This window comes from Pseudoflavitalea rhizosphaerae, from assembly GCF_003991355.1.
GTDB lineage: Bacteria > Bacteroidota > Bacteroidia > Chitinophagales > Chitinophagaceae > Pseudobacter > Pseudobacter rhizosphaerae.
This window is the reverse complement of sequence record NZ_RCSU01000010.1, coordinates 260,772-284,377: the sequence shown is the minus strand read 5'-3', so window position 1 is coordinate 284,377 and position 23,606 is coordinate 260,772. Positions and strand designations below refer to the sequence as shown.

Here is a 23,606-nt window from a genome sequence, read left to right as displayed (position 1 = left end):
TTTGATAATAATAATAGTCAGCAACGGCTATCTTGATTTGACCACCCGAAATATTGCCGGGCCCGATCGCGACTCGGGTTCCGGTTTTTTCAGATGATCAATTTTGTCCTTTTTTATAGTTTATGGTGTTATCACCAGTTTTCTTTCACCCTCCAGTTTTATATGCAGATCAGCTTTTTCCAGTAAGGAGATCAACTCGGAAAGGTTAAGGTCCCGCTGCATCTTGCCCTGGAATTCCCGCTTTGGAATAGCGCCTTCATAACTTACTTCAATATTGTACCAGCGTTGCAATTGCCGCATAACCGTGGGGATATCGGCATTCACGAAATGAAAAAGTCCGTTCTTCCAGGCAATTGCTTCGTCAACATCTGCGTCCCTAACTGTAACAGTATTTTCATCTACCTGTGCCTGCCGGCCCGGTTGCAGCAAGGAAGAAGATGATGAATGATTGTGTTTCACTTTTACAGATCCTTCCAGCAAAGTGGTGCGTTCGTTCAGTTCATCGGAATAGGCATTGATATTGAAGCTGGTGCCGATCACTTCCACCTTTTGTTTGCGTGTGATAACAATAAAGGGTTTGTTCTTATCTATTGCTATTTCCAGGTAAGCTTCTCCATCGATTTCCACTTTTCTTTCATTTCCGGAGAAGGTGCTGGGGTACCGGATAGAGCTGGCAGCGTTGAGCCATACCTGTGAACCATCGGGCAATTGCAATTGGAACTGGCGGCCTTTCGGCGTGCTCATGGTATGCCAGGCAATTGAGCCATTGTTTCGCTGCGGATACATGAGCTGTCCATTTTTCACTTCCATGCTGATACCGTTCAACTGCAGTATGCTGCCATTTTTCACAGTGTCCAGCATGATCTGTTTTCCATCTGCCAGTGTAAGGATGGCGCCATCCTTACCAGGCGGAATATCTTTGGCAGCAAACGTTGCAGGCTTTTGCCCTGTGCTCTTTTCGGACGTTGACAGCCAGAACCAGGTCCCCAGCACTGCGGCCACCACAGCAGCCGCTGCTGCGATCCTGAACCAGTTTTGTTTCACCAAAGGCCGTTCCATGGCGGACTGTGGCCGGCTTGCTTCCAGGTCATGCCAGACCTCATCGAATAGTTCCTGGAACAATGGAGCCAGTGCCGGATCATTGCTGAGGGCAAACAATTCCTGTTGTTCCGCTGCGCTGATGCTGGCATCGAGCTGTTTCTGAAGAAGCGCTTTCAGTCGTTGTCGGGTATTGTTCACAGTTACAGGTTTAAATGAAGTAACAGAACGTGAACAGTAGAAACGAACGGCAGGAGGTTCACTACCAGTTGCTGTAAAAATATTTTTTGCAGGTTACCATTCTTTCAGCAGGAAGGCGATCGGGAGGAGTGCGCCATGTTTGTTCACATGCTCGCGCACGGAGCGGATGGCCTGGGCCATATGATTGCGGACAGTGTTGGGAGAGAGTTGCAGCCGCTCAGCGATCTGCTCATAACTGAGATGATGATCGCGATGTAATGTGTAGATGATCCTTTTTTGCGGAGGAAGCCTGTTGATGCCATCACGATAAATACGTAGCAGTTCTTTCTCCTGTAGCTGGTCAACAGGCTGCTGGTACAGGTTACTGACAGCTTCATACAATACCTGTTGCAAAGCCTGGTCCCTGCCTGCTTTCCGGTACATGTCCAGCACCAGGTTCTGTGTGATACGTTTGATATAAGGAAGAATGATCATGTGTTCCGGGAACTGTTCTCTTTTTTCCCAGACCTTCACAAAAGTTTCCTGTACTACTTCTTCCGAGAGCTCCCTTGATTTGGTGAGATAGAATGCAAATGCAAAAACAGGTTGCTGGTATAGTTCATAAATGGAGTTGAATGCCGCTTCATCACCTGCTGCAAGCCGCTTCAGCAGCTGTTCTTCGTTATATGATGCGTGCCTGATCAATGGATATGAACTTGGGTATGCAACTTACAAAAGTTGACGCTATTCATTCTATTAAAATGATATTTGTCCGGAATTACTGGTTTACCGGTATATTCCGGAAATCCTGTTTTTTCGTTTTTAATTATATTTATAGCGTTTAAAGGAAAAGGAACTGACTGCAGATAGCTTACATACTGACCATGAACTATTCCGTTTGATAGCGCTCGATGATGAGGAAGCCTACAGACTTTTTTTCCAGCGTCATTTTGACCGGCTCTTTGGAGTGATGCTCCGTTACATTGGCCGGAGGCCGGATGCAGAGGATATAGTGCAGTCTGTATTCCTGAAAGTGTGGGAGAAACGGAAACAGCTTCCGCAGATCGCACAGCCTGAAAGCTGGCTGTTCATCACTGCCCGCAATGAATTCGTGAACAGGTTCCGCAAACTCAGAACGGAACAACAATACCGCGATTATCTTAGTGACATGTTTGCAGAAGAGCTGGATGCTCCTGATCACCTGCTGATCATCCGGCAGCGTGATTCGCTGATCCGGAAAGCCCTGCACGGCCTTCCGGAAAAACAGCAGCAGGCATTTCTGCTCAGCAGGGAAGAAGGACTTACCTATGAAAAGATCGCGGAGCGGATGGGTGTTGCCCGCACCACCGTGAAGGAGCATATCTCCCGTGCCATGAAAACTTTGAGGGATTTCATGCTTTCCAATGAAGGGGAAATGCTGGTCTTTTTCTGTTTTTCCATTTTTTCATAAATTTTTTTGAGAGGCATGTCCTCCCATATTTAAACCCGTGCGTCTTTATTATACCGGAAGGAATTACTGAAGGCTGATTTCAAACCTTGTCATGACCAACGAACAATTCAAAACCCTGCTGTTGAAATTCAAACAGCAACAACTGACCGGAGAAGAGCTGGATCTTTTCCTGAAGGAAGCATCATTACCTGAGCGCGAAGCGCTGTTGGGTGAAATGCTTACTGACGACCTGGCTGCGTATACTCCCGGAGCTTCAACTGATCCGGAGGCCGCAGAGAAGGTATGGAATAAACTCTCGGAGGCAAGGAACAACATTGAAATTCCGGAAGCTGCACCGGCGAAGCTGTACAGGCTTCGTTATTGGAAATGGGCGGCTGCCGCTGTTGTGATCATTGCTGCCGCAATTTGGTTAAGGTTCATAAGCGGCGCGGATCACAACAGCAAGATGGCAAAAAATGAACCGGCAGCAGCCATCGAGCCAGTGCAACAATCCGTGGTGCTTACATTATCTGATGGCAGGACCATCCAGCTGGATAGTGTGGCCAATGGTAAGCTCGCTGAAGAAGGCGCAACACAGGTGATGAAAGCATCCGGCGGAGAGCTCAGTTACCAGGTAACAGACAATAAACTGGCTGCATCGCAGGAAACCTTGTACAATTCCATGAGCACACCGCCGGGCACTCAATATCATTTTACACTTCCCGATGGTACGCGTGTATGGATGAACGCCGCTTCTTCTATCAGCTTCCCCACTGCTTTCACAGGAAAACAACGCCAGGTGAAGATCAAAGGCGAAGTATATTTTGAAGTGCTTCAGAATAAGGAGCAACCCTTCCTGGTGAATGTAGACGATCGCGGCCTGGTGGAAGTATTGGGCACGTCTTTCAACATCAATGCCTACAATAATGAGCAGGCCATCAAAACAACATTGCTGGAAGGCAGTCTGCTGGTAGGCAACCGGCTGGAAGCCGGCAGATCAAAAGACCAGGTGAAACTCAAGCCAGGTGAGCAGGCTTTGCAAAAGGAAAATCATGTACCGGTTGTATTGAAAGAGGTAGATAAAGAAAAAGTGATGGCCTGGAAAACCGGGGTCTTCAATTTCAACAATGCCAGTTTACAGGAAGTGATGAGAGAGCTGGCGCGCTGGTATGATATTGAAGTGGTGTATGAGAAAGGAGTTCCTGAGCTGGAATTTGTTGGTAAGATCAGCCGGAAACTCACGCTGCAACAGGTGTTGAACGGATTGCAGGGAACAGGTTTCAAGTTCAGGATAGAGGCTGGCCGCAAACTGGTCATCACTCACTGACAGATATAAATTGTACCGGCCTTCCCATCCGGGTAATTGGCCGATTCCATGAAGTAACCATTTAGATTTAATAATAATACACAGGCAGAAAACTGCACTGCCGTGTGAAGGATTTGTATTGCCTTGTAAACAAAGCGCGGATGAGACCCAAAACCATAACACTAATTGCGTGCCTGCTATTATTCCAGGCAACCCTCTTTGCTCAGAAAGTAAATTTCACCGGTAAGTCGGTAACACTGCAAAAAACATTTGCTGTCATCGAATCGCAAACCGGCTACTCAGTGTTCTGTAACAAGGAACTGTTGAAACAGGCGAAACCTGTTACCGTTACTGCTGTTGACATGCCATTGCAGAAATTCCTGCAACTTATTCTGGAAGGTCAGCAGCTCCGGTACAACATCGAGGGCAACACCATTTTCATCAAGCAAACGGAAAAAGCAATCCCTAAACCCCCAAACGATGATACCCATTTGGCTCCCGCCAGCCGGGAGCTGAAGGGTAAAATCCTGGATGCTGCAACTGGCAATCCTGTTGCCGGTGCAAGCATTCATATTCCTGCCAGGAATACCGGTGTGAGCTCCGATACAAAAGGAGAATTCAGTATCAAAGTGAATGATGGTGAAAAGATAGAGATCAGCTCTATCGGTTATGAGTCGCAGGAGCTTATCATCAGGGCAGGAACACAGTCACTCGATATCAGACTGAATGTTGCGCAGGAAGCGATGAAAGATGTGGTGGTAACGGGTTATCAAAAAGTGAACAAACGTACATTTACCGGCTCTGTTGGAAAAGTGAAGTCCGATCAGCTGGCAACTGCCGGTATCTCCGATGTGGGCAAATCATTGCAGGGTATGGTGGCCGGTGTGGCCGTGGAAAACACCAGCGGCACATTCGGTACTAAATCAAAGATCCGCATCCGCGGCACTTCTTCCATCAGCGGAAACCAGGAACCACTCTGGGTTGTAGACGGCGTAGTGATAGACGATCCGGTGAACCTCAATCCCAACCAGCTTTATTCAGGCGATGCAGCCACCATGCTCAGCTCCGCCATCAGTGGCATCAATCCTGATGATATAGAAGATATTCAGATCCTCAAAGATGCATCAGCTACCGCCATGTACGGAACACAGGCTGTGAATGGCGTGATCGTTGTTTCTACCAAAAAAGGAAAGATCGGTGCGCCGGTGGTGAGCTACAAGAATAATTTCAGCATGGCCATGAAGCCTTCCATCACACAGTTCAATGTGATGAACTCCAAACAAAGGATGGAGTTCTCTGAAGAGCTTTATGATAAGAACATGCTTGACTTCACCAACCTCAACCGTAACTACGGCGCATTTGGGAAACTGCTCTCGCAATTGTCGCGCAAAGAAATCACCTGGGACGAATACTACGATAATATCCAGCGCGCTAAAACGTATAACACGGACTGGTTTGATGAGCTGTTCAGGAATTCTGTAAACCAGGAACACAGCATCAGTGTGAGTTCAGGAACAGAGAAATCACAGATCTATTTGTCCGGCAGCTATTTCAGGGATGCGGGTCAAACAGTAGGCCAGCATCTCGACAGGTACACCGCTAATATCAGGGCCAATTTCGATTTCTCTAAGAAATTCTCTCTCACCGGAACCCTGTATGCTTCAGCGAGGAACCAACGCACATTCGGTACAGAGAACTCCACAGAAGCCATTGCCGGTATTGTTGAGCGCGCATTCGATATCAATCCCTATACCTATGCGCGCAGCACCAGCAGGGCTATGAGACCCTATGACGATAATGGCAACCCGGAATATTACCAGATGAACTATGCGCCTTTCAATATCGTGAACGAACTGAAGAATAATTTCATCGATATCCGGTTGCGTGAGATCAAATTCCAGGTAGATGCCAACTGGAAGATCACGAAGAACCTTTCTTACAATGGTATCTTCTCAGGCCGTATGTCTTCCGTTGCCAGTGATCATATCGCAACAGAAAAATCGAATACGGCATTGAGCTACCGCGCCATGCAGAACAGTTCTGTCCGCAGTGCCAATACAAATCTTTATAATGATCCGTTCGATCTTAGTCAGTACCCTATTTCAGTTTTACCCCGGGGTGGAATCGTGATCACCGATAACACCCTCGGGGAATTCTACACTGTTCGGAATTCCCTGAACTGGAAATCTTATTTTGCGCAGAACCATAGCATCGATCTGTTGGCGGGCACCGAGCTTCGCCACAGGAAGTACCTCACGGATTATTACAAGGGCTATGGTTTCGAGTATTTCAGCGGGCTCACGTCCAGCCCAGATTACAGGGCTATTCAGCGAGATATTCTTTCCGGTTCTTCAGACCCTTATTATGGTAAATCGCAGAACATTCAACATGAGGCCAGCTTCTTTGCCAACCTCGCATATTCCATTCAGAACAAATACAATTTCACACTCTCCACCCGTGCGGACGGGTCCAACAGGCTCGGCACTTCCGAACGCTTCCGCTTCCTGCCGATCTGGGTGGTGGGAGCCAGCTGGAATATGGATGAAGAAGGATTCATCAAAGACATCGAAGCTATCGATTTCCTGAAGTTGAGGGGCTCTTACGGATTGCGTGGAAATATCAGCGGCCTTGGCAGCGCAGAGATGCTGGCTTACTACGGAACTACCAAACGCTTCGATCCCAATACCATCGAAACGGTGATCAATATCACTTCTCCCGAAAATCCTACCATGAGATGGGAAAAAGAAAAAATGTTCAATGCGGCTGTAGAGTTCGGATTGTATAACAGGGTTACTACCACACTGGAATATTACAGCCGTTACAATTATGATCTCATCGGCGGTATCGAAGTTTCACGTGTAAGTGGTCAGCAACGCAAGACAGTGAACTGGGCCGATATGCGCAACCACGGGTTTGAGGTTACCATCAATACAAGTAATATCAAAAGAAGGGACTTCGCCTGGAATACCATTTTTACTTTCGGTTATAACAAGAATAAAGTAACAAGAATTCAGCAAAACAATACAGTGTTGCTTGCCACCGTTGGAACTGGCGCCGCAGCAGTGGGCAAGCCGGTGAACGGTTTGTATTCTTTCCGTTTTGCTGGTCTGGATGCGGACGGTCTTCCACTTTTCTACAATGCAAAAGACAATCCGACTTACCAGATATCGAAGTATAGTCGTGATCTCAATATGCTCAGATACGAGGGAAGCCGTGATCCGCTTGGTTCCGGTGGCCTTACCAACTCCTTTCGATACAAGAACCTGAATTTGTCTTTTCTCTTTACCTATTCCTTTGGCAATGTGGTCCGCCTGAATCCCATCATGCAACGCTACTTCTCTGATGTGGAAGCGCTGGATGCAACGCTGGTGAACAGGTGGCGTGCACCCGGTCATGAGCAGTATACCAATGTGCCACGCATCATTGAAGCGGAAACACGTACCATGCTACTGGAAGCAAGCGCTGATCCATTCACATTTTACAACAGGAGCGATATAAGAACAGCCAACGGTTCTTTCATCCGCCTGAAAAATGTTATGGTCAATTACGCATTGCCCAATGCACTGATAAAAAAATATGGTATGAAGGGATTCCAGATCACTGCACAGGCGCAGAACCTGGCCCTCTGGGCTGATTCCAAATTGCAGGGACAGGATCCCGAAGCGCTGGTATCCGGCATATCGATTCCCGCCGCCACTACTTTCACCTTAGGTCTGAACATTAACTTATAAGCAGGAACCATGAATAATATTGCTAAATATCTTTTTTTACTTTTCACTGCCGGCATACTCCTGGGCGGCTGTAAAAAGTTCCTGGAAGTGAACCCCGATAATCGCGTGAGGCCACAGTCCGTGGAGGATTACCAGGCCATCATCACCGGCGCTTATCCACAGGCCTTCCATATGTTTACGGAATTGTATACCGATAATTACCGGTTCTATGATTATCCCGATTACAACAATGCCAATATCAATTCCTGGCTCAAACCCATCTATCTCTGGTCCGATGAATACATCACCGGCAACGCCGTTACGCCGGAAGCAGGATGGAGAAAATATTACAACAGTATCTACAATGCCAATGTGGTGCTGGAGAGCATCGATAATGCCCCAGGCGATGACGAACTCCGCCGTAACGTAAAAGGGGAAGCGCTGCTGGTGCGCGCTTACGCACATTTCATGCTCGTGAACATCTTTGCCAAACATTATGATGCTGCTACGGCCGCTTCGGACCTGGGCATTCCCTATGCGCTGGCAACAGAGAAGGAAGCAGGAGCTACTTACAAAAGGGATAATGTAAAACATGTGTATGACCTCATCGAGAAGGATGCGCTGGAAGGCATTGCCCTGGTGAACGATGCATTGATGAAAGTTCCCAAACATCATTTCAATAAAACAGCAGCCAATGCATTCATGAGCCGTTTCTATCTCTTCAAAGGCGATTGGGAAAAATGCATCGAATACAGTAACAAAGTGCTCAACGCCAATTCAAGTGTGAGGAACCTGCTGGTTGACTGGGATAAGGATTTTTCCACCGGTAATTACAGCGCTTTTGCAAATGCTTATTGTTCCGTGAACCAGCCGAATGTGCTGATGATGCAATACACGCTGGAGTGGAATTCCTTCTACCTCACAGGCATGTATGGAAACGAGTTCAGGAGCACGTTTGCTGCGGAAGATATCCGCGGCCGCATGTTCACTTTCACCAGTAACCAAACTCCGAATTATATTATTCGAAAATTCAGGTCGGTTCAATCGGAAGGACATCAGTATTCCGATGTGGCCTTGTTTGTTGTGGAAGAAGTGATGTACAATGCGGCGGAAGCTTATGTGCGCAAGCAGAATCCCGATTATGATTATGCCATCAATGCGCTGAATACGATCCTGGTGAAACGCCTGCGTCCTTACACTGCACTGAAGCGTTCAGACTATCCTACTGAAAAGGCAATGCTCGACAAGATCCTGGATGAAAGAAGAAGGGAACTTTGTTATGAAGGATACAGATGGTTCGATATAAAACGATACAATATTCCGGTCACCCACTGGAATGGTGTGAGGGATATCGAATTGAAAGCCGATGATCCCAGAAGGCTTTTCCAGATACCGTTTGCAGAACTGACTGCCAACATAGATATGGAACCGAATCCCAGGTAATCACTGCTAAAATAACTATCATGCATAAACGAATTATATTATACGCTATCGCCTGCTGCCTGCTTGCCACATCCTGCAAGAAGGAAGATGCGATCCCTTACGAACCTTACGAAGCGCCGGCCAAACCTGATAATCCAACAGACCTGGCTATCTATGATATTTTCACGGAATACCAGAGCAAGATCATTTATCGCTGGGACAGGCGCTATATCACCGCCGATGCATTTGCTTCACCTCCCAATGAATCCATTGTACTGCCTTATGTAGAGAATGTGCTGCGCAAGCTGTTCATTGCTCCTTACGACAGGCAGAAGTCTGAATTCATGCGGCAGAACATGCCTATAGAGATGATCCTTTTCGGTACGAAAATGAATTATGTGGAAGGCGATGAGAGAAACTTCAGCGCTTCCGGAACTGCCTACGGATTGAGCCGCGTGATTGTGACCAGTGTGAATGGTTATGATCTCACAGATGCCAACTGGCTGAAAAATCAGTACGCAACTTTGCACCACGAGTTTGCACATGTACTGGATAAAAAGTTCGGCAGGCCTGCAGGATTCGATAAGATCTCTGAAGGTAAATATGCAGGCGGCACCAGTTATGCAGCTTTTACACAGGCCGAAGCACGCAGTAGAGGCTTCTGGCGTAACTATGGCATGAGCAATGAATCAGAGGATTTCGCCACCTGGGTGGATGGTATTGTTACCACTCCCAAAGAAAACGTACTGCTGATCGCAGACGAGAACACTTTCCTTCAGCAGAAGTACAAAATGGTGTACAATTTCTATCTGGAAAAAGGCATCGACCTGCATGTGTTACAGGCTTATTTACAAAACGTACTCGATAATCTCTGATCATGAAACTATTCAACCAAACAATACTGCTTTGTTTCCTGACAGTCATGCTGACTCTCGATGCCTGCCGGAAACCTTCTACCCATCTGCCTGAAAGGGAAATGCCCCCCACTGTGGCAGAACTGGCTGCCGAATATAAAAAGATTCTGGTAGCGGCTACTGATGGCTGGTATGTACTATATAAACCGACTTCCGAATCTGAAGGTATTGCCGTGAAGATCAAGTTCGCAGAAGATGGAAAAATGAAAATCGTTTCCGGTCTGAGGGATTACCATGAGGAAGCGGATGCTGACTATTCTTTTGCCGGTGAAACGATCCTTCAGATCGTATTTGCTGATAATTCTGTTTTTGGAGAGCTTACCAGGACTGTAAATGGTTTCAATAAATTCAAGATCGTTCAGCAGGAGGATGGCAGCTTTTCTTTGAAGAGAGCGGATGGTTTCGATAACCTCAGTTATGCCCTGGTAAAAGTGAATGCCACCAACCAGCAGGTATTGCAAGCACAGGTCCAGGCAGTGCTTGACCAGATCGCATTTGAAGAGGAACAGGAAAGACTGACCACGGAAGCAAGAGAAAAAATTGCTACGCTTGTGGAAGCCGGTCCCGGCTATTACTGGAAGAACCTGCTGCTGGAAAATTTCGGAGCAAGGCTGGAGGCGATCGATACAACTGCCAGGACCATCACTCTTGCATGGCCTGCAACAGGTTCATCAAACGCAGAGTCGCATACTATCAACTATAAGCCTGTGCCTGCGGGCATGACGCTGGAACCTGCTATTACGAAAGATAGCTACACCATCGATACACTGAAATTTGGCGCATTTACAGATGGTTCGCTTGAGATCACTTCTGCCGGGAATGCCGGCGCCGGAAAGCTGGGCTGGATGCATGTTCCGCCATTCCCGTTCCAGAACGCGATCTCAGGCGCCCCCAATACGTACACTACTGCCGACTATTTTGTAAGGAATGGTGAACTACCGCGCTTCTTCGGATATACGCTTGACAATATGGATATCTATTACAGTCCGGCTCTGCAACCATATATCAATGACCTCAAAGAATATTTTGTAACACAGGGCTTCAAGGCAGATGAATTGTTCCGTTTACAATTCTATAATAACAACTACAACGGCACCACTATCCCTGATGATCATGCGCAGCGAAACCAGCTGCAATTGCTGATTAGGAACGGCGCCGGAAACAGCACATTCCAGGTGTTCCATTATGACCTGCTGAAGCTGGGGCCCAATCATGTTTCGATGGTAAGCTTCGGAACAACAGGCTCATCCGCCGCTCCTTATAAAGAAAAAGTGGTAGCGTTCATGAACGAGGTCTTTACTACTGAAGGCTTTACTGTAGTGCCCGTGGGCAGGAATAGTACATCCCCGTCTGCCCTGCAAAAGATCAGGCTGGTGAGCAGGAAAGACAGCCGGATCTGGCTGGAATTATTAGTGAATAACACCACACTGACCATCTATTTCGATTAACCCAACTTGTAATTACAGAGATGAAAAAAATAATCATTATTGCATTTATCGCTGCTTCGTTTGCAGGTTGCAGTAAAACCTATGATGGAACGGTAATCCCTGAAGATGTGCCGGACCTGGCTGCGCTTCAGAATAATTACATGCAGCAGCTGGCGGCATCCTCTGAAGGCTGGTACCTTGAATACAAACCTACCAGCAATCCCACGAAAGTGAGCCTGCTGATGAAATTCAGTAATGCCGGAAAAGTAAGCCTGGTGTCGGATTACAAAGGTTTTACCGATGAACAGGAAAATGTACGGTTCCGCGTTGGCGGGAATGTAAAGCCTGAACTGATCTTTGAAACCTATTCCGTGATGCATGCCATTGCGGAAAATATCGGTGGCAAATTCGAGTTTTACATCAGTCCGAATGCAGACGGAAATTTTTCCCTCACACAAATAAACGGTCCGGTAAACACTGTGTACACACTCCGTAAAGCTGTGGCCACAGACAGGGCAGATATCCTGGCCAAGGCCAATACTGCCCTGCTTTTACAGGAGTTTGCCGGTAACGCTTCTGCTTATTTCAAGAACCTGGAACTGGCAAGTTTCCATGCATTCTGGGAATTGAACACTGATCAACAAACATTGAAACTGACCTGGGAAGATCAGGCCGGAACGCCTGTGAGCAAAACAGTAACGTACAATTATATCGCAAACGGTATAGCCCTGAGTGAACCTGTAACCAAAGATGGGATCAGTATAGATGGCCTGTCATTCGGCACTGCTACTGCCAATGAGCTCGAAATAACTGCTGCCGGGAATGCAGGAGCGGGAAGGATTGCCGTATCCCACACACCCGCATTTCCCTACAAGGGCACAGCCAACCTTTTCATGCGTATCGATAATGTGTTGCCGAGATTCTTCGCATATACACTGGATGATCCGGCAACCTATTACAGCCCTGACCTGCAACCGCATGTAGCTGCATTACGTGAGCTGATCTCTCCGGTGCAACTGAGGATCCAGCTGTATCATTACAATATGAATTCAGGCGGCACAACACCTGCCAATCAATTGTATTCGATGCAACTCCTGGTAAAGAATGAAACAGGAGGCAATTTATTCATCCCTTATTATACATCCCTGGCAAAAGTGGATGAAAGCCATGTAGTGGTAACGCCGCTTGGTACCACCAACTCTGTTGGTACGCAATATCTTACTCCAGTACTGGATTTTATGAATATTATCTTCCCGGAAGAAGGAGTAACGGTTGTTCCCAATGGAAGATCCGGAACGCTGCAACGCTTACGCGTGATCAGCAGGAAGGATTCCAGGATCTGGTTCAATATCATCGTGAGCACGCCAACCGGTATTTATGTAGACTAAAAAAATGAACAGTGAAAAGGAGCAGATTCATCGCATGCATTGTTTTGATTGGGCTTGCAGGCCTTCAATGGAACAAACCCGCAAAGCCTTCACCCAAATATGTACTGGTGCTTCACGGCGGCGCCGGTACGATACTGAAAAAGAATATGAGCGATGCCGCAGAACAGAAATACCGGGAAGCATTAACCGAAGCTTTGAAGTCGGGCTACAAACTGATGCAGAACGGAGGCTCCGGACTGGATGCGGTGGTGGCTGCTATCAAAGTGATGGAAGACTCTCCGCTGTTCAATGCAGGTAAAGGCGCTGTATTCACCAATAATGGGAAAAATGAACTGGACGCCAGCATTATGGACGGCGCAACACTGGCCGCAGGCGCAGTGGCCGGTGTAACCACTATTAAAAATCCGATCACAGGTGCAAGAGCAGTGATGGAAAAATCAGGACATGTAATGCTGAGCGGAAAGGGAGCAGACGATTTCGCAAAAGTGCAGGGACTTGAAATAGTGGACCCTGCTTACTTCTATACCGAAGGCAGATGGAAGGCGTTGCAGCGCTTACTTAAAAAAGATTCCGCCAAAACCGAACTGGACCATGATGAAAAGAAAACTTCTATCGTGCCAACTGCAAAAAGTAATGATGAGAAATTCGGCACTGTTGGCGCAGTGGCGCTCGACAAAAAAGGTAACCTGGCGGCTGGCACCAGTACAGGTGGCATGACCAATAAGAAATATGGACGAGTGGGCGATTCTCCCATCATCGGCGCAGGTACTTATGCCAACCAGCAGGTAGCTGTATCCTGCACAGGATGGGGTGAATTCTATATCCGTACTGTGGCTGCCTATGATGTTGCCGCACAAATGGAATACAGGAATCTCCCGGTGGCAAAAGCTGCGCAGCAGGTAATCGATAAAATCGGAAAGCTTGGTGGTAACGGGGGCATGGTGGCGCTGGATAAAAATGGAAAGATGGCGATGCCGTTCAATACTGAAGGAATGTTTCGTGCTGCCATAAACGAAGAGGGAAAAGTGTCTGTGTGGTTTTACAGGGATTAGTTCAAAAACAGAAATAGAAACAAAAGAGACTGCGCCATTCTTTCAGCGTAGTCTCCTTTATTTTTTGCTTCAGTTCTTTTTGGCTTCAAGGGTTTTGATCCGCAGATTCTGCTCATCAACAGTTTTTTTCAGATCAATTAGATAGAGCGTAAGCTCTTCAATTTTTTTCAGCAATGCTGCCTGATTGTCGCCCAGGTCGAGGCCATTCTCTTCAACTTCTTTTGCCGGAACAATTTCCGGAAGATGGCGATTGGCTTTGATAAAGCGCTCCAGTTGATCCAATGGCATCAGTTTGTAGGATGGATGGAAAACATAATCAGGCCAACCCGTAGCTGTTACTTTTACTTTTTTTGTAAAGATGTTTCCATTCACACATAGCTTTTCTGTTGGCGCTGTGATGCCGATACCAATGTTCCCCGTGTTGGTTATAGTCATTACAGATACATCGCTATTGTTGTACACAGACACAATATTTGTTTTATTGTCTCCATTACTTAGTGCAATGGCTTCTGTCTGATAGCTATGCAGTGCATTGAGTTTACCTATGATTGTACCCCTTTGTCCTTTGATACGGATAACGGAATTACCATCAGAAGTAATTTCCGGATTACTGCCGGTACCTTGTTGGATCACCGCCAGATTTGCCAGCCTGGCTACCCCTGCTACATGAAGCAGTCTGTTGGGAGTGGTGGTGCCAATACCCACATTGCCGGTGGCAGGAAAAGTATTTTGGGCTTTTGTTGTGCTAAAAGAAAGCAATGCGAGTCCGATGATAACAGGGAATTTCATAAATAATCAGGTTTAAGGTTTTACAATGTAATAAAAATAGGTATGCACATAAAGAACATGTTTTTTCGGTAAGTAGAATCACTTAGCAGCCAGGAAGTATGCATCGGATTCCCTATTTTTATACAATGAGCAAAGGCAGGAAAATCCTTCACCGCTTCCTCTATGGATGTTTCTTACTGGCTGTTACTTTTCTTGCATTGGAGATCATCCTTCGTATCTACAATCCTTTTGGGTTCCGGCTGAAAGGAGACCAGATCATCCTGCCTGTGAATACAAAACTGACTATTCAGAATTCCATCAATCCTAAACTGGATAGTGTAATTGTGAACACGAGGAATGAACTGGGGTTCCGCGGGCCATCAAAACCTGCTGATTTCAACAACAGGCTCAGCATCATTGCTGTGGGCGGCAGTACAACCGAATGCCATTTCAATAATGATAATAAAACCTGGCCTGCCTTGCTGGAGAATAAACTGGTCAGCTCTATTCAACATGTATGGATCAATAATGCCGGCCTGGATGGCCATTCCACTTTTGGCCACCAGGTATTGCTACAGGATTACCTGGTGAAGATCAAACCAAAAGTGGTACTCTTTTTCACAGGCGTCAATGATATCGAAAGCGACCGCCCCAGTTTCCACGATCAGCAAAACAAGCGAGGCGCATTCTCTGATCTCAAACACTATATTGTCAATAACAGTGAAGTGCTGAGCCTGCTGGTGAATCTCGCGAGGGGCTGGAAGGCCCAGAAGGCGCATAATACCAGCGGCGTGAATATCGATCCCAGGCAGTTGCCGGTTTCACATATGACTGAGGCGGAATCAGCAGCAAAGTTGAAATTGCAGCAACAATTCCTGCCGGGCTACCGGGAACGGGTAAGTGAACTGATCGATACCTGTCTTAAGTACCAGATCAAGCCAGTGTTTATCACGCAGCCACTATTGTATGGAGAAGGGGTCGATAGTGTAACGCAGGTGGACCTTGCTTGCATTCAGCATAAGAGTATGAGCGGAAAATGCGCCTGGCAGGTACTTGAGCTGTACAACGATGAATTGAGAAAACTAGGCTCAGAAAAAAATATACTGGTGATCGACCTGGCGGCAAGAATGCCAAAGAACAGTCTTTATTTTTATGATGAAGCACATTTCACCAATGCCGGAACAGAGAAGGTAGCTGCCATCGTAAATGAATCGCTCAGTCCCTGGCTGGCGATTAATTTCCCATCTTACCATCAATAGAAAATGGCGCGCCGGTAACGGATCGCCATCGTGTTGGAGATATAAGGGAAGAAAGAAAACTATACAGTCCTTTTACTGAAATTCCAGTTGATGATCGGGAATTTCCGTCTGCCGTTTTCGTTCCATAACCCAATCTGGATCCCCCTCAGGTGTTTGCATTTATTAACCAGCCCGATCTGTAAACCCCTTCCTTTTATGCTTCTGTTTCCTAAGCCGGCAATGGCCAGGCCATGGAATTCATCAATTCGGTTGGTCAAACCTGTTATACATATTCCTTTCGATACGGTGAGCAAACAGAGCAAGCCATTGACAGCTACTCCATGCAAACGGCCTTCACCAATGAGCCCACCACCGCTGATGCTAAGGCCATAGATCTTATCCACTGCTTCACTATACCGGATGGTATCCGGCATATTCTTAACCCTGTAGGTTGAATCACGGGGCAAGAAAGGCAGGTACATCATAAAAATAGCTCCCATCAGGTCTGCATTCAGGTTCACTCCTTTTATGGTAAGGGAATCTTTGTTGAAGCCAAATGTTTGGATACCGATAGTAAGGCCATTGATCCGCTGAGCTCTCGAGGGTGTGAACCATACTACATTCCTTTCAGATTTAGGATAAGGTGGGGGAGGCGTCAGCGCTATGCCGCTTTCACAATCCAATGTGGCGGTATCATTGTAGTAGAAAGCTCTGTTGCATTTCAGGAAAAGCAAAGCAGTGCTCTTGGCGTGGAGGAAGGTCACTAATTCCACTTTTTCACTTCTGGTACTGTCGCGCGAATAGAGTAAGACTGTCTTCTCCGGAAACTTTTTTGCCTGGAGCCCATAGGTGAATACCGGTTTGTAATTGACAAGCTGGATGGTGTTGAATATTTGTCCAAGGCTTTTTTCATAAGTGAGAATACAGTTGATCTGCAGGGGATGCAGCCGGAAGAGTGAGTCTTTCCTGTAACTGTTCTGAGGACCGAAATGTTGGTAATAGATAGAGTCATTCCTGATATCAGTAACGCGTATCAACCAGTTGCCTCCTTCCCAGAGTAGGATCCTGTAAACGCAGTTGCGATAAATGTAAAATGGTTTTTTGCCGCCAGCCTCATAATCATTCGTATTGAACTGAGCATCCCTGTGAAGAACACGATAAAAATACAGGTTCTGTACAACGCTGTCCAGCGGTGTGGCTGAAGCTGTGGTCCCGGTAACGAGACAAATGATTGTAATTATTTTTTTCATGCCGGGTGGTTTTCAGCAAACCTAATGGCTGGATCCCGGGATCAGTAACGGTAAACTGCGTCGGATTTTGAAGTTGTTGCAATGAACAGGAATCGTTTGACCCCTTGAAAGAACTTGCAGCGTAAACCAGTTTGATATATGGATTTGTTCTACTGTAATGGCGGAATTCCATAAACTCTTCCTGCTTATTGCGGATTTTCAGTAATTTTCTTCCAATGGATGCTAAAGTCTTACAACAATTACTGTTCAAAAAGATAAAAGAACAACTACCGGAGCATGTTTCACTGGCAGAAGATCTGGGCGAATTGCTGGGATTGAGTTCTGACAGCGTTTACAGGCGGATCAGGGGCGAAAAGCCGGTTGACCTGGAAGAGTTGCAGGCCATTTGCCGCCATTATCATCTATCGCTGGATGGTCTGCTGCAATTGAATGCAGATGCTGTATTGTTCCAGGCGCCCGGCGTCAGCAATGGATTCATCCCCTTTGAAAAGCATATGCAGGGCATGCTGGAACAGTTCCGGTATTTTACCAGCTTCAAAAAAAGGGAAATCTTTTATCTCTGCAAAGACACACCTTTTTGGTATTTCTTTCTCTTCCCTGCCATGGCTTCGTTCAAAACATTCTTCTGGAGCCGCACCATCAACAATCAACCGGAACTGCAACAGGAATTGTTTTCCCTGGAAGCTTTTCCGGCGGAAGAATGCAGGCGTATTGGCTGGCAACTGCTGGAAGAACATAATAAAATGGATTCAACGGAACTTTGGAACCTGGAAAGCATTCACAGCAGTATCAACCAGGTGTCCTATTACAGGGATGCAGGCATCTTCCGCGAAAGAAAAGATCTGATTGCGGTGGTGGACGATTTTATCAGGATGCTGGACCACCTTCAGCAACAGGCAGAACGCGGCATTACATTCCTGCCCGGCGACAGCGATCTTAAACCTCACGGAAACCTGCAGTTCTACGTGAATGAATTGATACTCGGTAACAATACCATCCTGCTGAATCTCGACGATCAAAAGCTGAGCATGGTCACCTATAGCGTGTTCAACTATATCTCCACCAGGGATACTAGATTTGCCGCCAAAGCATTCGGGACCTTCAACACTTTGCTAAGCCGCAGTTCCCTTATCAGCAGGTCAGGAGAAAAGGAACGCAATAAATTCTTCAATACGCTGCGTGATAAAGTGAATCATCTCAGGAACTAATGTAACATCTAACCTTATTCTTATGCGATCGCTAATTCCTGTTTTCCTTTTTTGTTTTTCTTTTTGCGGTTATGCACAGTCGTCTTCCGGCGGTAAACTGCTATGGAAATATCAGGCTGCTGCAGGTATCATTGGCGGCGCCTGCGCAGGAGGGCATGACCAACTCTTTTTTGGAGATACTACCGGTAACCTGTATTCGCTATCTGTTTCCGGGAAACCTCACAAGGTGCTGGCAAAACTGCCTGCAGGCATTCAGTCAACGCCGGCTGTGGCAGGAAACAGGTTGTTCGTCTATTGTAATAATGGCATCCTGTATTCGCTAGATCTGAAAACAGGGGCAACCGTATGGCAATTCAATACCGGTGGAGAAAAACAGTATGATTTCTGGGATTATTACAGATCATCTCCTTTATTTGCTGATGGACTGCTGTACTTCGGTAGTGGCGATCAGCATGTGTATGCAGTTGAAGCAGCTACAGGTAAAGTAAAATGGAAATTCAAAACAGGTGGAATAGTGCACGCAGACCCGGTGTTGAGCAACGATACTCTTTACATCGGAAGTTATGATGGAAAAATGTACGCGCTTTCAGCAGGGAGTGGACAATTGATCTGGGAATTTAAATCGATTGGCGACCGTTACTTTCCCAAAGGCGAAATTCAAAAGGCGGCGTTGATCGCCGGGGATGCCGTAATTGTCGGAAGCAGGGATTTCAATATTTACGCCATCAGTAAATCCACTGGCAACGGTTTATGGAACAGGAAGGAAGCCGGAAGCTGGATCATTGCTACTCCCATTCTGCACAATGGAAATATATTCTACGGCACTTCCGATAGCCATTCCTTCTATTCCACCTCACAGGAGGATGGCAGCACAAACTGGAAGATCCCGATCCCGTTCAGATCATATAATACGCCTGTTGTGTTTGATTCCCGACTGTTCGCTGGTTGCTTCAATGGTATCTTATATGAGCTGGACCCGGCATCCGGAAAGGTCCTTTGGCAGTTCAGTACAGTTGGAAAACGGAAAAATGGGCAAACAATTTTTGATGCCAGTGATCAGCTCCGGAAAGATTTCAAGATATATGGGAATGAAGAAGAAACTGCAAGGGCGGAGCGCATGATCTTCAACGTGGGAGCGATACTTGCCACGCCTCTGCTCAGGGATGGCGTACTCTATTTTGGCGCTACCGATGGTTATTTCTATGCGCTGGACCTTCGCTGATGAGCAGTCTATTTGCATTTGATGCTGCTGAAATACTTTCCCAGCGCTACAATCGATTCTTCAGTGATTTGCAGATGTGTTCTGGACTCCTCTACTGATTTGCGGACTACCAACAGGTTTTGTGTTTCATCCAGCGGCTTGAGATTACCGGCAATATTGCCTGTTAGTGGGGTATTGATGTCGATCGACTTTGCCTGGCCGTTACATTTGAAATCGAGTACCGCAAAAGAAATCGACCTGCGCTGATTATTGCCATGCGTAGTAAAATGGATCTGCCTGTTACTGATATCATACACAATACTCCATTTGGTGTACTGCGCCTGCGATACATTGTTGAGGATTTTGAATGCATAATCCACAGGAGCCATTGAGTTGTTGCCCTGTTGGTATTGTTGCAGCATATGGCAGGCTGTGGTGAACCTGTCCAGCGAGTTATTGGATTCTTTCGAGCGAGTTGCCGGATCCAGTTGCGCAACACTCGATTCATAAGTGCTGTTGGTTAGTACGGGAGCGAGAAGCTCATTCCCCTGGTGCACAACTGTTTTACCATCCAGGAATTCGATGGTAGCTGCTTTGCCGGATGCATCGGCCACCAGGTAATGCAGTGGAGCGGAATGATCGCGGTCTATGCGGATCTTCCTATCGGTGGCCAGCACTTCTTCGATACTGGCGCAATTGTCTAGTTGGTACTGTATCCATTGCAATTCATTCAGGGCTGCCCGCTTGTCGGCAACAGGATAGCTGGTGCCCTGCAACCACATCAGTTCCACTACCAGTCCTTTTTCATTCATGCCGCCATGCGGCATTTCCTTTCCGAACTGGTTGAAGGTAACGCTGCCATATTGGGAAGTCCAGCTGATGGGCTGCTCTCCACTGGTAAGGAAGGCTTTTTTCTGAAGCCCGGCGGCATTCACCAGGAGGAGGCCGTTGCCGCTTACCCAATCGTAATTGCGCCCAAACACCAGTTGTCCATTTTTATTCAGCAGAAAAGTAGAACAGGCAAAAGTGGATATGGCCGTAACCTGTAAAAGCAGGAGCGAGAATAGCTTTTTCATTTTTCAAATTACAAACAAAAAAGGACACTGATTGTGTCCTTCCGTTAAGAAAAATCCCATCATATATCATCATCGTTCAATCATTCCTGGATCACGGGCGGCGTGCTGATCACTGGTAGTGTTGCCTGCAAGCGGCGGCGTGATATTCTTCTGCCCCTGAAGAAAAAGTAAAGATTGATAAAGAGCATGAAGCCAAGATAAATGCTGAAGCCTCCTATTTTGGGGCTGAGGGCTTCTATCATGTCCCTGGGATCATTCATGGTGACTTCGATGGTGAGGATCAACAACCCAAAGCCCAGGTTCAGGAGATAGAAGCCCGTCTTGAAAAGTTTGTTGGTGGCATTGGCAATGTCTTCCTTGTTGTGAAAGATATCCAGCATGAATGTTTTTCCACTTTTGAATAAGGTGCCGGCCACATACCAGGTCAGCAGCAGCATGATAGGAAGGTAGATGCAATAAGCGATAAGATGATAATCTTTCATATTGTCAGAGTTTATGGTTTGCATGATGTTGTTTGCGGCCGATGTAAAGGATCACGACCATATTCACGAAGTGGATGCAGGCCAGCAGCAGCATGATGGCTCCAACTTTTAAAGCCAGCAGAGACGCCATTTGCGCAGCAGTGTAAATCTCTTTCCATTCGTTCACGCTAAGCGCCACATAGCCCAGGTTCAGCAGGTAATAGCCGATCAGTAACAAGCGGTTGATATAGCCAGTGAGTGCTTCATTCCCTTCCAAAATATTGAGGATATAGATCCGGCCATTGCGGTAAAAGGACAATCCTGTATGCACTGTAATGAAATAAGTGATCAGGAAATAGAGGATGTAGGCGATGGTGTTCATGGTGCCTTTTTTAGGGCTGCCTTTTTCACTTCGGCGCTTTCACAACGCAAAATTGTGTAATTGTTTTGAACTTTCAAAATATTCTGAAAAACAAATTTTGAGAGTAGCGGAGCTACCGAGATTGCATCATCTGCAGACCAACTGCTGGTATTGCAATTCAAAGGAAGATAGTGCAACTCGTCGTACTGCCACGGTTGGAAGGAAATTCCGGGACTAATTTGCCTGCCATAATCATTTAATAAGAAAACCCGATCCCCATGCACGCAGTTAGCCAACCACAACCCGCCTCAATGCGGGTACAGCTTTCCCTGAATTCCGAAGAGTTCCGCAGGCTTAAGATGGTTCTGCCGGACTGTATTGTTCAATGTGAAAATTCCGGTGAGGAAGAGAGCGGCACAATGATGGTTCCATCTGGTTCGTCATTGCCGGCATTCCGGAAGAGGTTCCTGGTGAGAAAAGGAAAGGAATTGATTTCCGTGCATTGCAACGATATAGCCTACTTCTATTCCAGGAATAAGCTCAGCTATCTGAAAACATTCGATGGCAAGAATTTCCTGGTGCGCATGAGCCTGGAAGAAATTGAACAATGCCTTTCTCCGGACCAGTTCTTCCGGGCCAGCAGACAGGTGATCACCAGCCATACCGCTGTGCAGAAAATCCTGCTTTGGTTCAACGGCAATCTCAAAGTTGAACTGGCGCCCAGGGAAATCGACAATGTAATAGTAAGCCGCCTCAAAGCCAACCAGTTCAGGCAATGGCTGGGAGAATAAATTTTCAAATCAACAAGTCTATGCGGAGCATTTATCTTTTAGCAGTTGCGCTGTTATGCTGCAGCGTGGTGGATGCACAGCTTCTCAAGAATATCAAGGATGCTGTGAAAAACAAAGCAGAACAAAAGACAGTTCAGAAATCTGCCGATAAAACGGGGGACGTGATGGACGATGTACTGAGCGGAAAAGCATTCAGGAAAAAGAAAAAAGGCGAAGAGGAGAAAGATGAAAAGAATAAAAAAATAAAAGAGAAAACTGCTCCAGAGGGCAAGACCTTTAACCTGTACAGCAAATTCGATTTCATCCCGGGCGAGAAAGTGATCGCCTTCGAGGATTTTTCCCAGGATAATGCAGGTGATTTTCCCGCCAAATGGAATACGAATACATCGGCTGAAGTTGTTACTGCCACTGAATTACCGGGCAAATGGCTGAAGCTGGATGGGAATGGCGTATTCATGCCGGGTTTCATTACATCGCTTCCGGAAAATTTTACGCTGGAAATGGACCTGATCTGTAATGATGGTTTCCGCACCACGTCTTCGCCCCTGTACCTTGCCATTGCATCACTCAAAACTCAATCTGAATATACACGCTGGCAACAGGGGCAGGGTGGTCAGGAGGGATTCCAGGTATGGTTCCTTCCGAATATGGTTTCTCAAAAAGCAGGCAGGATCGGGTACAATCAGGTGAGTGGTACAGATGGATCACGCCAGCAATTTGAAACGGATAAATTCCACGCCTATGGCGGTAAGAATACAGTTAAGGTAAGTATCTGGCGCCAGAAGAGAAGGATAAGAATGTACCTGGATGAAGAAAAAGTGATAGATGTACAGCAGGCGCTCGGTGATGTCAATTACAATTCACTTGTATTCACCATGAACACCAGCACAACAAAACCTGATTATTATCTTATCTCCAATATCCGCATCGCAGGCGGTTTGCCGGATATGCGCAGCAAGTTCATGACGGAAGGCAAGGTGAGCACCAGCGCTATTCTCTTTGATGTGAACAGCGATAGGATCAAACCTGCTTCCTTCCCGGTGATCAAAGAAATGGCCGCAGTTTTGAAGGAAAACGGTAATGTACGTGTGAAGATAACAGGACATACGGATAGTGATGGGGATGATGCGCATAACAAGGCATTGTCCATCAAAAGGGCAGATGCTGTGAAAGCACTGCTGGAAAAGGAATTTGGCATATCGGCAGACAGAATGGAAACAGATGGAAAAGGAGAATCCGAACCTTTGGAAAAAGATAATACTCCTGCTGCCAAAGCCAATAACCGGCGCGTGGAGTTTATAAAACTATAAGATACACAAACGGGAAATTCAAGTGGCGGGGCCCCGGGCCCTGTCCATTTTTTTAGTTTTCATAAGTATATTGCAT

Annotated in this window: 20 protein-coding genes; 13 read left to right on the top strand and 7 right to left on the bottom strand. The window is 46.6% G+C overall.

From position 1 onward, the window contains the following. Positions 1–120 precede the first annotated feature (120 nt). Both D9Y29_RS18280 and D9Y29_RS18275 read right to left on the bottom strand, forming a co-directional pair. Positions 121–1,239 (bottom strand): FecR family protein, encoded by a 1,119-nt coding sequence (locus tag D9Y29_RS18280; RefSeq protein ID WP_127130874.1) that lies wholly within the window; start codon positions 1,237–1,239, stop codon positions 121–123. Between the two features lie 93 nt (positions 1,240–1,332). Further along, complete coding sequence (locus D9Y29_RS18275) at positions 1,333–1,923, bottom strand: RNA polymerase sigma factor (protein ID WP_127130872.1); 591 nt, start codon at positions 1,921–1,923, stop codon at positions 1,333–1,335. Positions 1,924–2,116: 193 nt separating this feature from the next. Between D9Y29_RS18275 and D9Y29_RS18270 the strand changes: the two genes are divergently transcribed. The 8 genes from D9Y29_RS18270 to D9Y29_RS18235 all read left to right on the top strand — a co-directional run bounded on the left by D9Y29_RS18270 (position 2,117) and on the right by D9Y29_RS18235 (position 13,866). Next, positions 2,117–2,668 (top strand): RNA polymerase sigma factor, encoded by a 552-nt coding sequence (locus D9Y29_RS18270; RefSeq protein WP_164735467.1) that lies wholly within the window; start codon positions 2,117–2,119, stop codon positions 2,666–2,668. Between the two features lie 91 nt (positions 2,669–2,759). Next, positions 2,760–3,974: a FecR family protein gene (locus D9Y29_RS18265; RefSeq protein ID WP_127130868.1), complete on the top strand. Its 1,215-nt coding sequence runs from the start codon at positions 2,760–2,762 to the stop codon at positions 3,972–3,974. Positions 3,975–4,114: 140 nt separating this feature from the next. Then, the gene (locus tag D9Y29_RS18260) at positions 4,115–7,684 is read left to right on the top strand and encodes a SusC/RagA family TonB-linked outer membrane protein (protein WP_127130866.1); all 3,570 of its coding nucleotides are present in this window, start codon (positions 4,115–4,117) and stop codon (positions 7,682–7,684) included. A gap of 9 nt (positions 7,685–7,693) precedes the next feature. Then, entirely contained in the window at positions 7,694–9,106 is a 1,413-nt protein-coding gene (locus D9Y29_RS18255; RefSeq protein ID WP_127130864.1) for a RagB/SusD family nutrient uptake outer membrane protein, read from the top strand. A gap of 20 nt (positions 9,107–9,126) precedes the next feature. Next, positions 9,127–9,960, top strand: coding sequence for a substrate import-associated zinc metallohydrolase lipoprotein (locus D9Y29_RS18250; RefSeq protein ID WP_127130862.1), 834 nt, complete (start codon positions 9,127–9,129; stop codon positions 9,958–9,960). 2 nt (positions 9,961–9,962) lie between these two features. After that, a complete protein-coding gene (locus D9Y29_RS18245) occupies positions 9,963–11,447 on the top strand; it encodes a DUF4302 domain-containing protein (protein WP_127130860.1) in 1,485 nt (494 codons plus the stop codon). A 20-nt stretch (positions 11,448–11,467) separates the two neighbouring features. Further along, positions 11,468–12,814 (top strand): DUF4302 domain-containing protein, encoded by a 1,347-nt coding sequence (locus D9Y29_RS18240; RefSeq protein WP_127130858.1) that lies wholly within the window; start codon positions 11,468–11,470, stop codon positions 12,812–12,814. Positions 12,815–12,825: 11 nt separating this feature from the next. Beyond that, positions 12,826–13,866: an isoaspartyl peptidase/L-asparaginase family protein gene (locus D9Y29_RS18235; RefSeq protein ID WP_241237976.1), complete on the top strand. Its 1,041-nt coding sequence runs from the start codon at positions 12,826–12,828 to the stop codon at positions 13,864–13,866. A gap of 69 nt (positions 13,867–13,935) precedes the next feature. Here D9Y29_RS18235 and D9Y29_RS18230 read toward each other — a convergent pair whose 3' ends face one another. Continuing rightward, on the bottom strand, positions 13,936–14,655 hold the full coding sequence (locus D9Y29_RS18230) for a hypothetical protein (RefSeq protein WP_127130856.1): 720 nt from the start codon (positions 14,653–14,655) through the stop codon (positions 13,936–13,938). Between the two features lie 125 nt (positions 14,656–14,780). On the opposite strand from D9Y29_RS18230, the gene D9Y29_RS18225 reads away from it, so the two are divergent. Beyond that, on the top strand, positions 14,781–15,893 hold the full coding sequence (locus D9Y29_RS18225) for an SGNH/GDSL hydrolase family protein (protein ID WP_164735466.1): 1,113 nt from the start codon (positions 14,781–14,783) through the stop codon (positions 15,891–15,893). Between the two features lie 59 nt (positions 15,894–15,952). Here D9Y29_RS18225 and D9Y29_RS18220 read toward each other — a convergent pair whose 3' ends face one another. Continuing rightward, positions 15,953–17,122, bottom strand: coding sequence for an LA_2272 family surface repeat-containing protein (locus D9Y29_RS18220; protein WP_127130852.1), 1,170 nt, complete (start codon positions 17,120–17,122; stop codon positions 15,953–15,955). A gap of 215 nt (positions 17,123–17,337) precedes the next feature. On the opposite strand from D9Y29_RS18220, the gene D9Y29_RS18215 reads away from it, so the two are divergent. Both D9Y29_RS18215 and D9Y29_RS18210 read left to right on the top strand, forming a co-directional pair. Next, complete coding sequence (locus tag D9Y29_RS18215) at positions 17,338–18,330, top strand: helix-turn-helix domain-containing protein (RefSeq protein WP_127130851.1); 993 nt, start codon at positions 17,338–17,340, stop codon at positions 18,328–18,330. A 22-nt stretch (positions 18,331–18,352) separates the two neighbouring features. Further along, a complete protein-coding gene (locus D9Y29_RS18210) occupies positions 18,353–19,552 on the top strand; it encodes an outer membrane protein assembly factor BamB family protein (protein ID WP_127130849.1) in 1,200 nt (399 codons plus the stop codon). An 8-nt stretch (positions 19,553–19,560) separates the two neighbouring features. Here the strand turns inward: D9Y29_RS18210 and D9Y29_RS18205 are convergent, their stop codons facing one another. The 3 genes from D9Y29_RS18205 to D9Y29_RS18195 form a co-directional block, all read right to left on the bottom strand. Then, positions 19,561–20,607 (bottom strand): linear amide C-N hydrolase, encoded by a 1,047-nt coding sequence (locus D9Y29_RS18205; RefSeq protein ID WP_127130847.1) that lies wholly within the window; start codon positions 20,605–20,607, stop codon positions 19,561–19,563. Positions 20,608–20,687: 80 nt separating this feature from the next. Further along, positions 20,688–21,113, bottom strand: a complete 426-nt coding sequence (locus tag D9Y29_RS18200; protein WP_241237975.1) for a hypothetical protein — start codon at positions 21,111–21,113, stop codon at positions 20,688–20,690. Further along, on the bottom strand, positions 21,094–21,450 hold the full coding sequence (locus tag D9Y29_RS18195; RefSeq protein WP_127130845.1) for a hypothetical protein: 357 nt from the start codon (positions 21,448–21,450) through the stop codon (positions 21,094–21,096). The genes D9Y29_RS18200 and D9Y29_RS18195 overlap by 20 nt, the downstream gene beginning before the upstream one ends. A 290-nt stretch (positions 21,451–21,740) precedes the next feature. On the opposite strand from D9Y29_RS18195, the gene D9Y29_RS18190 reads away from it, so the two are divergent. Both D9Y29_RS18190 and D9Y29_RS18185 read left to right on the top strand, forming a co-directional pair. After that, positions 21,741–22,220, top strand: a complete 480-nt coding sequence (locus D9Y29_RS18190; RefSeq protein ID WP_164735465.1) for a LytR/AlgR family response regulator transcription factor — start codon at positions 21,741–21,743, stop codon at positions 22,218–22,220. A gap of 20 nt (positions 22,221–22,240) precedes the next feature. After that, positions 22,241–23,530 carry an OmpA family protein gene (locus tag D9Y29_RS18185; RefSeq protein WP_164735464.1) on the top strand — a complete coding sequence of 430 codons (1,290 nt, stop codon included), beginning with the start codon at positions 22,241–22,243 and terminating at the stop codon, positions 23,528–23,530. Positions 23,531–23,606 lie beyond the last annotated feature (76 nt).

Coding starts and splice junctions, on each gene's coding strand:
- D9Y29_RS18265 (WP_127130868.1), top strand. CDS start 2,760: ATGACCAACGAACAATTCAAAACCCTGCTGTTGAAATTCAAACAGCAA.
- D9Y29_RS18260 (WP_127130866.1), top strand. CDS start 4,115: ATGAGACCCAAAACCATAACACTAATTGCGTGCCTGCTATTATTCCAG.
- D9Y29_RS18255 (WP_127130864.1), top strand. CDS start 7,694: ATGAATAATATTGCTAAATATCTTTTTTTACTTTTCACTGCCGGCATA.
- D9Y29_RS18250 (WP_127130862.1), top strand. CDS start 9,127: ATGCATAAACGAATTATATTATACGCTATCGCCTGCTGCCTGCTTGCC.
- D9Y29_RS18245 (WP_127130860.1), top strand. CDS start 9,963: ATGAAACTATTCAACCAAACAATACTGCTTTGTTTCCTGACAGTCATG.
- D9Y29_RS18240 (WP_127130858.1), top strand. CDS start 11,468: ATGAAAAAAATAATCATTATTGCATTTATCGCTGCTTCGTTTGCAGGT.
- D9Y29_RS18230 (WP_127130856.1), bottom strand. CDS start 14,655: ATGAAATTCCCTGTTATCATCGGACTCGCATTGCTTTCTTTTAGCACA.
- D9Y29_RS18225 (WP_164735466.1), top strand. CDS start 14,781: ATGAGCAAAGGCAGGAAAATCCTTCACCGCTTCCTCTATGGATGTTTC.
- D9Y29_RS18220 (WP_127130852.1), bottom strand. CDS start 17,122: ATGAAAAAAATAATTACAATCATTTGTCTCGTTACCGGGACCACAGCT.
- D9Y29_RS18215 (WP_127130851.1), top strand. CDS start 17,338: ATGGATGCTAAAGTCTTACAACAATTACTGTTCAAAAAGATAAAAGAA.
- D9Y29_RS18210 (WP_127130849.1), top strand. CDS start 18,353: ATGCGATCGCTAATTCCTGTTTTCCTTTTTTGTTTTTCTTTTTGCGGT.
- D9Y29_RS18205 (WP_127130847.1), bottom strand. CDS start 20,607: ATGAAAAAGCTATTCTCGCTCCTGCTTTTACAGGTTACGGCCATATCC.
- D9Y29_RS18200 (WP_241237975.1), bottom strand. CDS start 21,113: ATGCAAACCATAAACTCTGACAATATGAAAGATTATCATCTTATCGCT.
- D9Y29_RS18195 (WP_127130845.1), bottom strand. CDS start 21,450: ATGAACACCATCGCCTACATCCTCTATTTCCTGATCACTTATTTCATT.
- D9Y29_RS18190 (WP_164735465.1), top strand. CDS start 21,741: ATGCGGGTACAGCTTTCCCTGAATTCCGAAGAGTTCCGCAGGCTTAAG.
- D9Y29_RS18185 (WP_164735464.1), top strand. CDS start 22,241: ATGCGGAGCATTTATCTTTTAGCAGTTGCGCTGTTATGCTGCAGCGTG.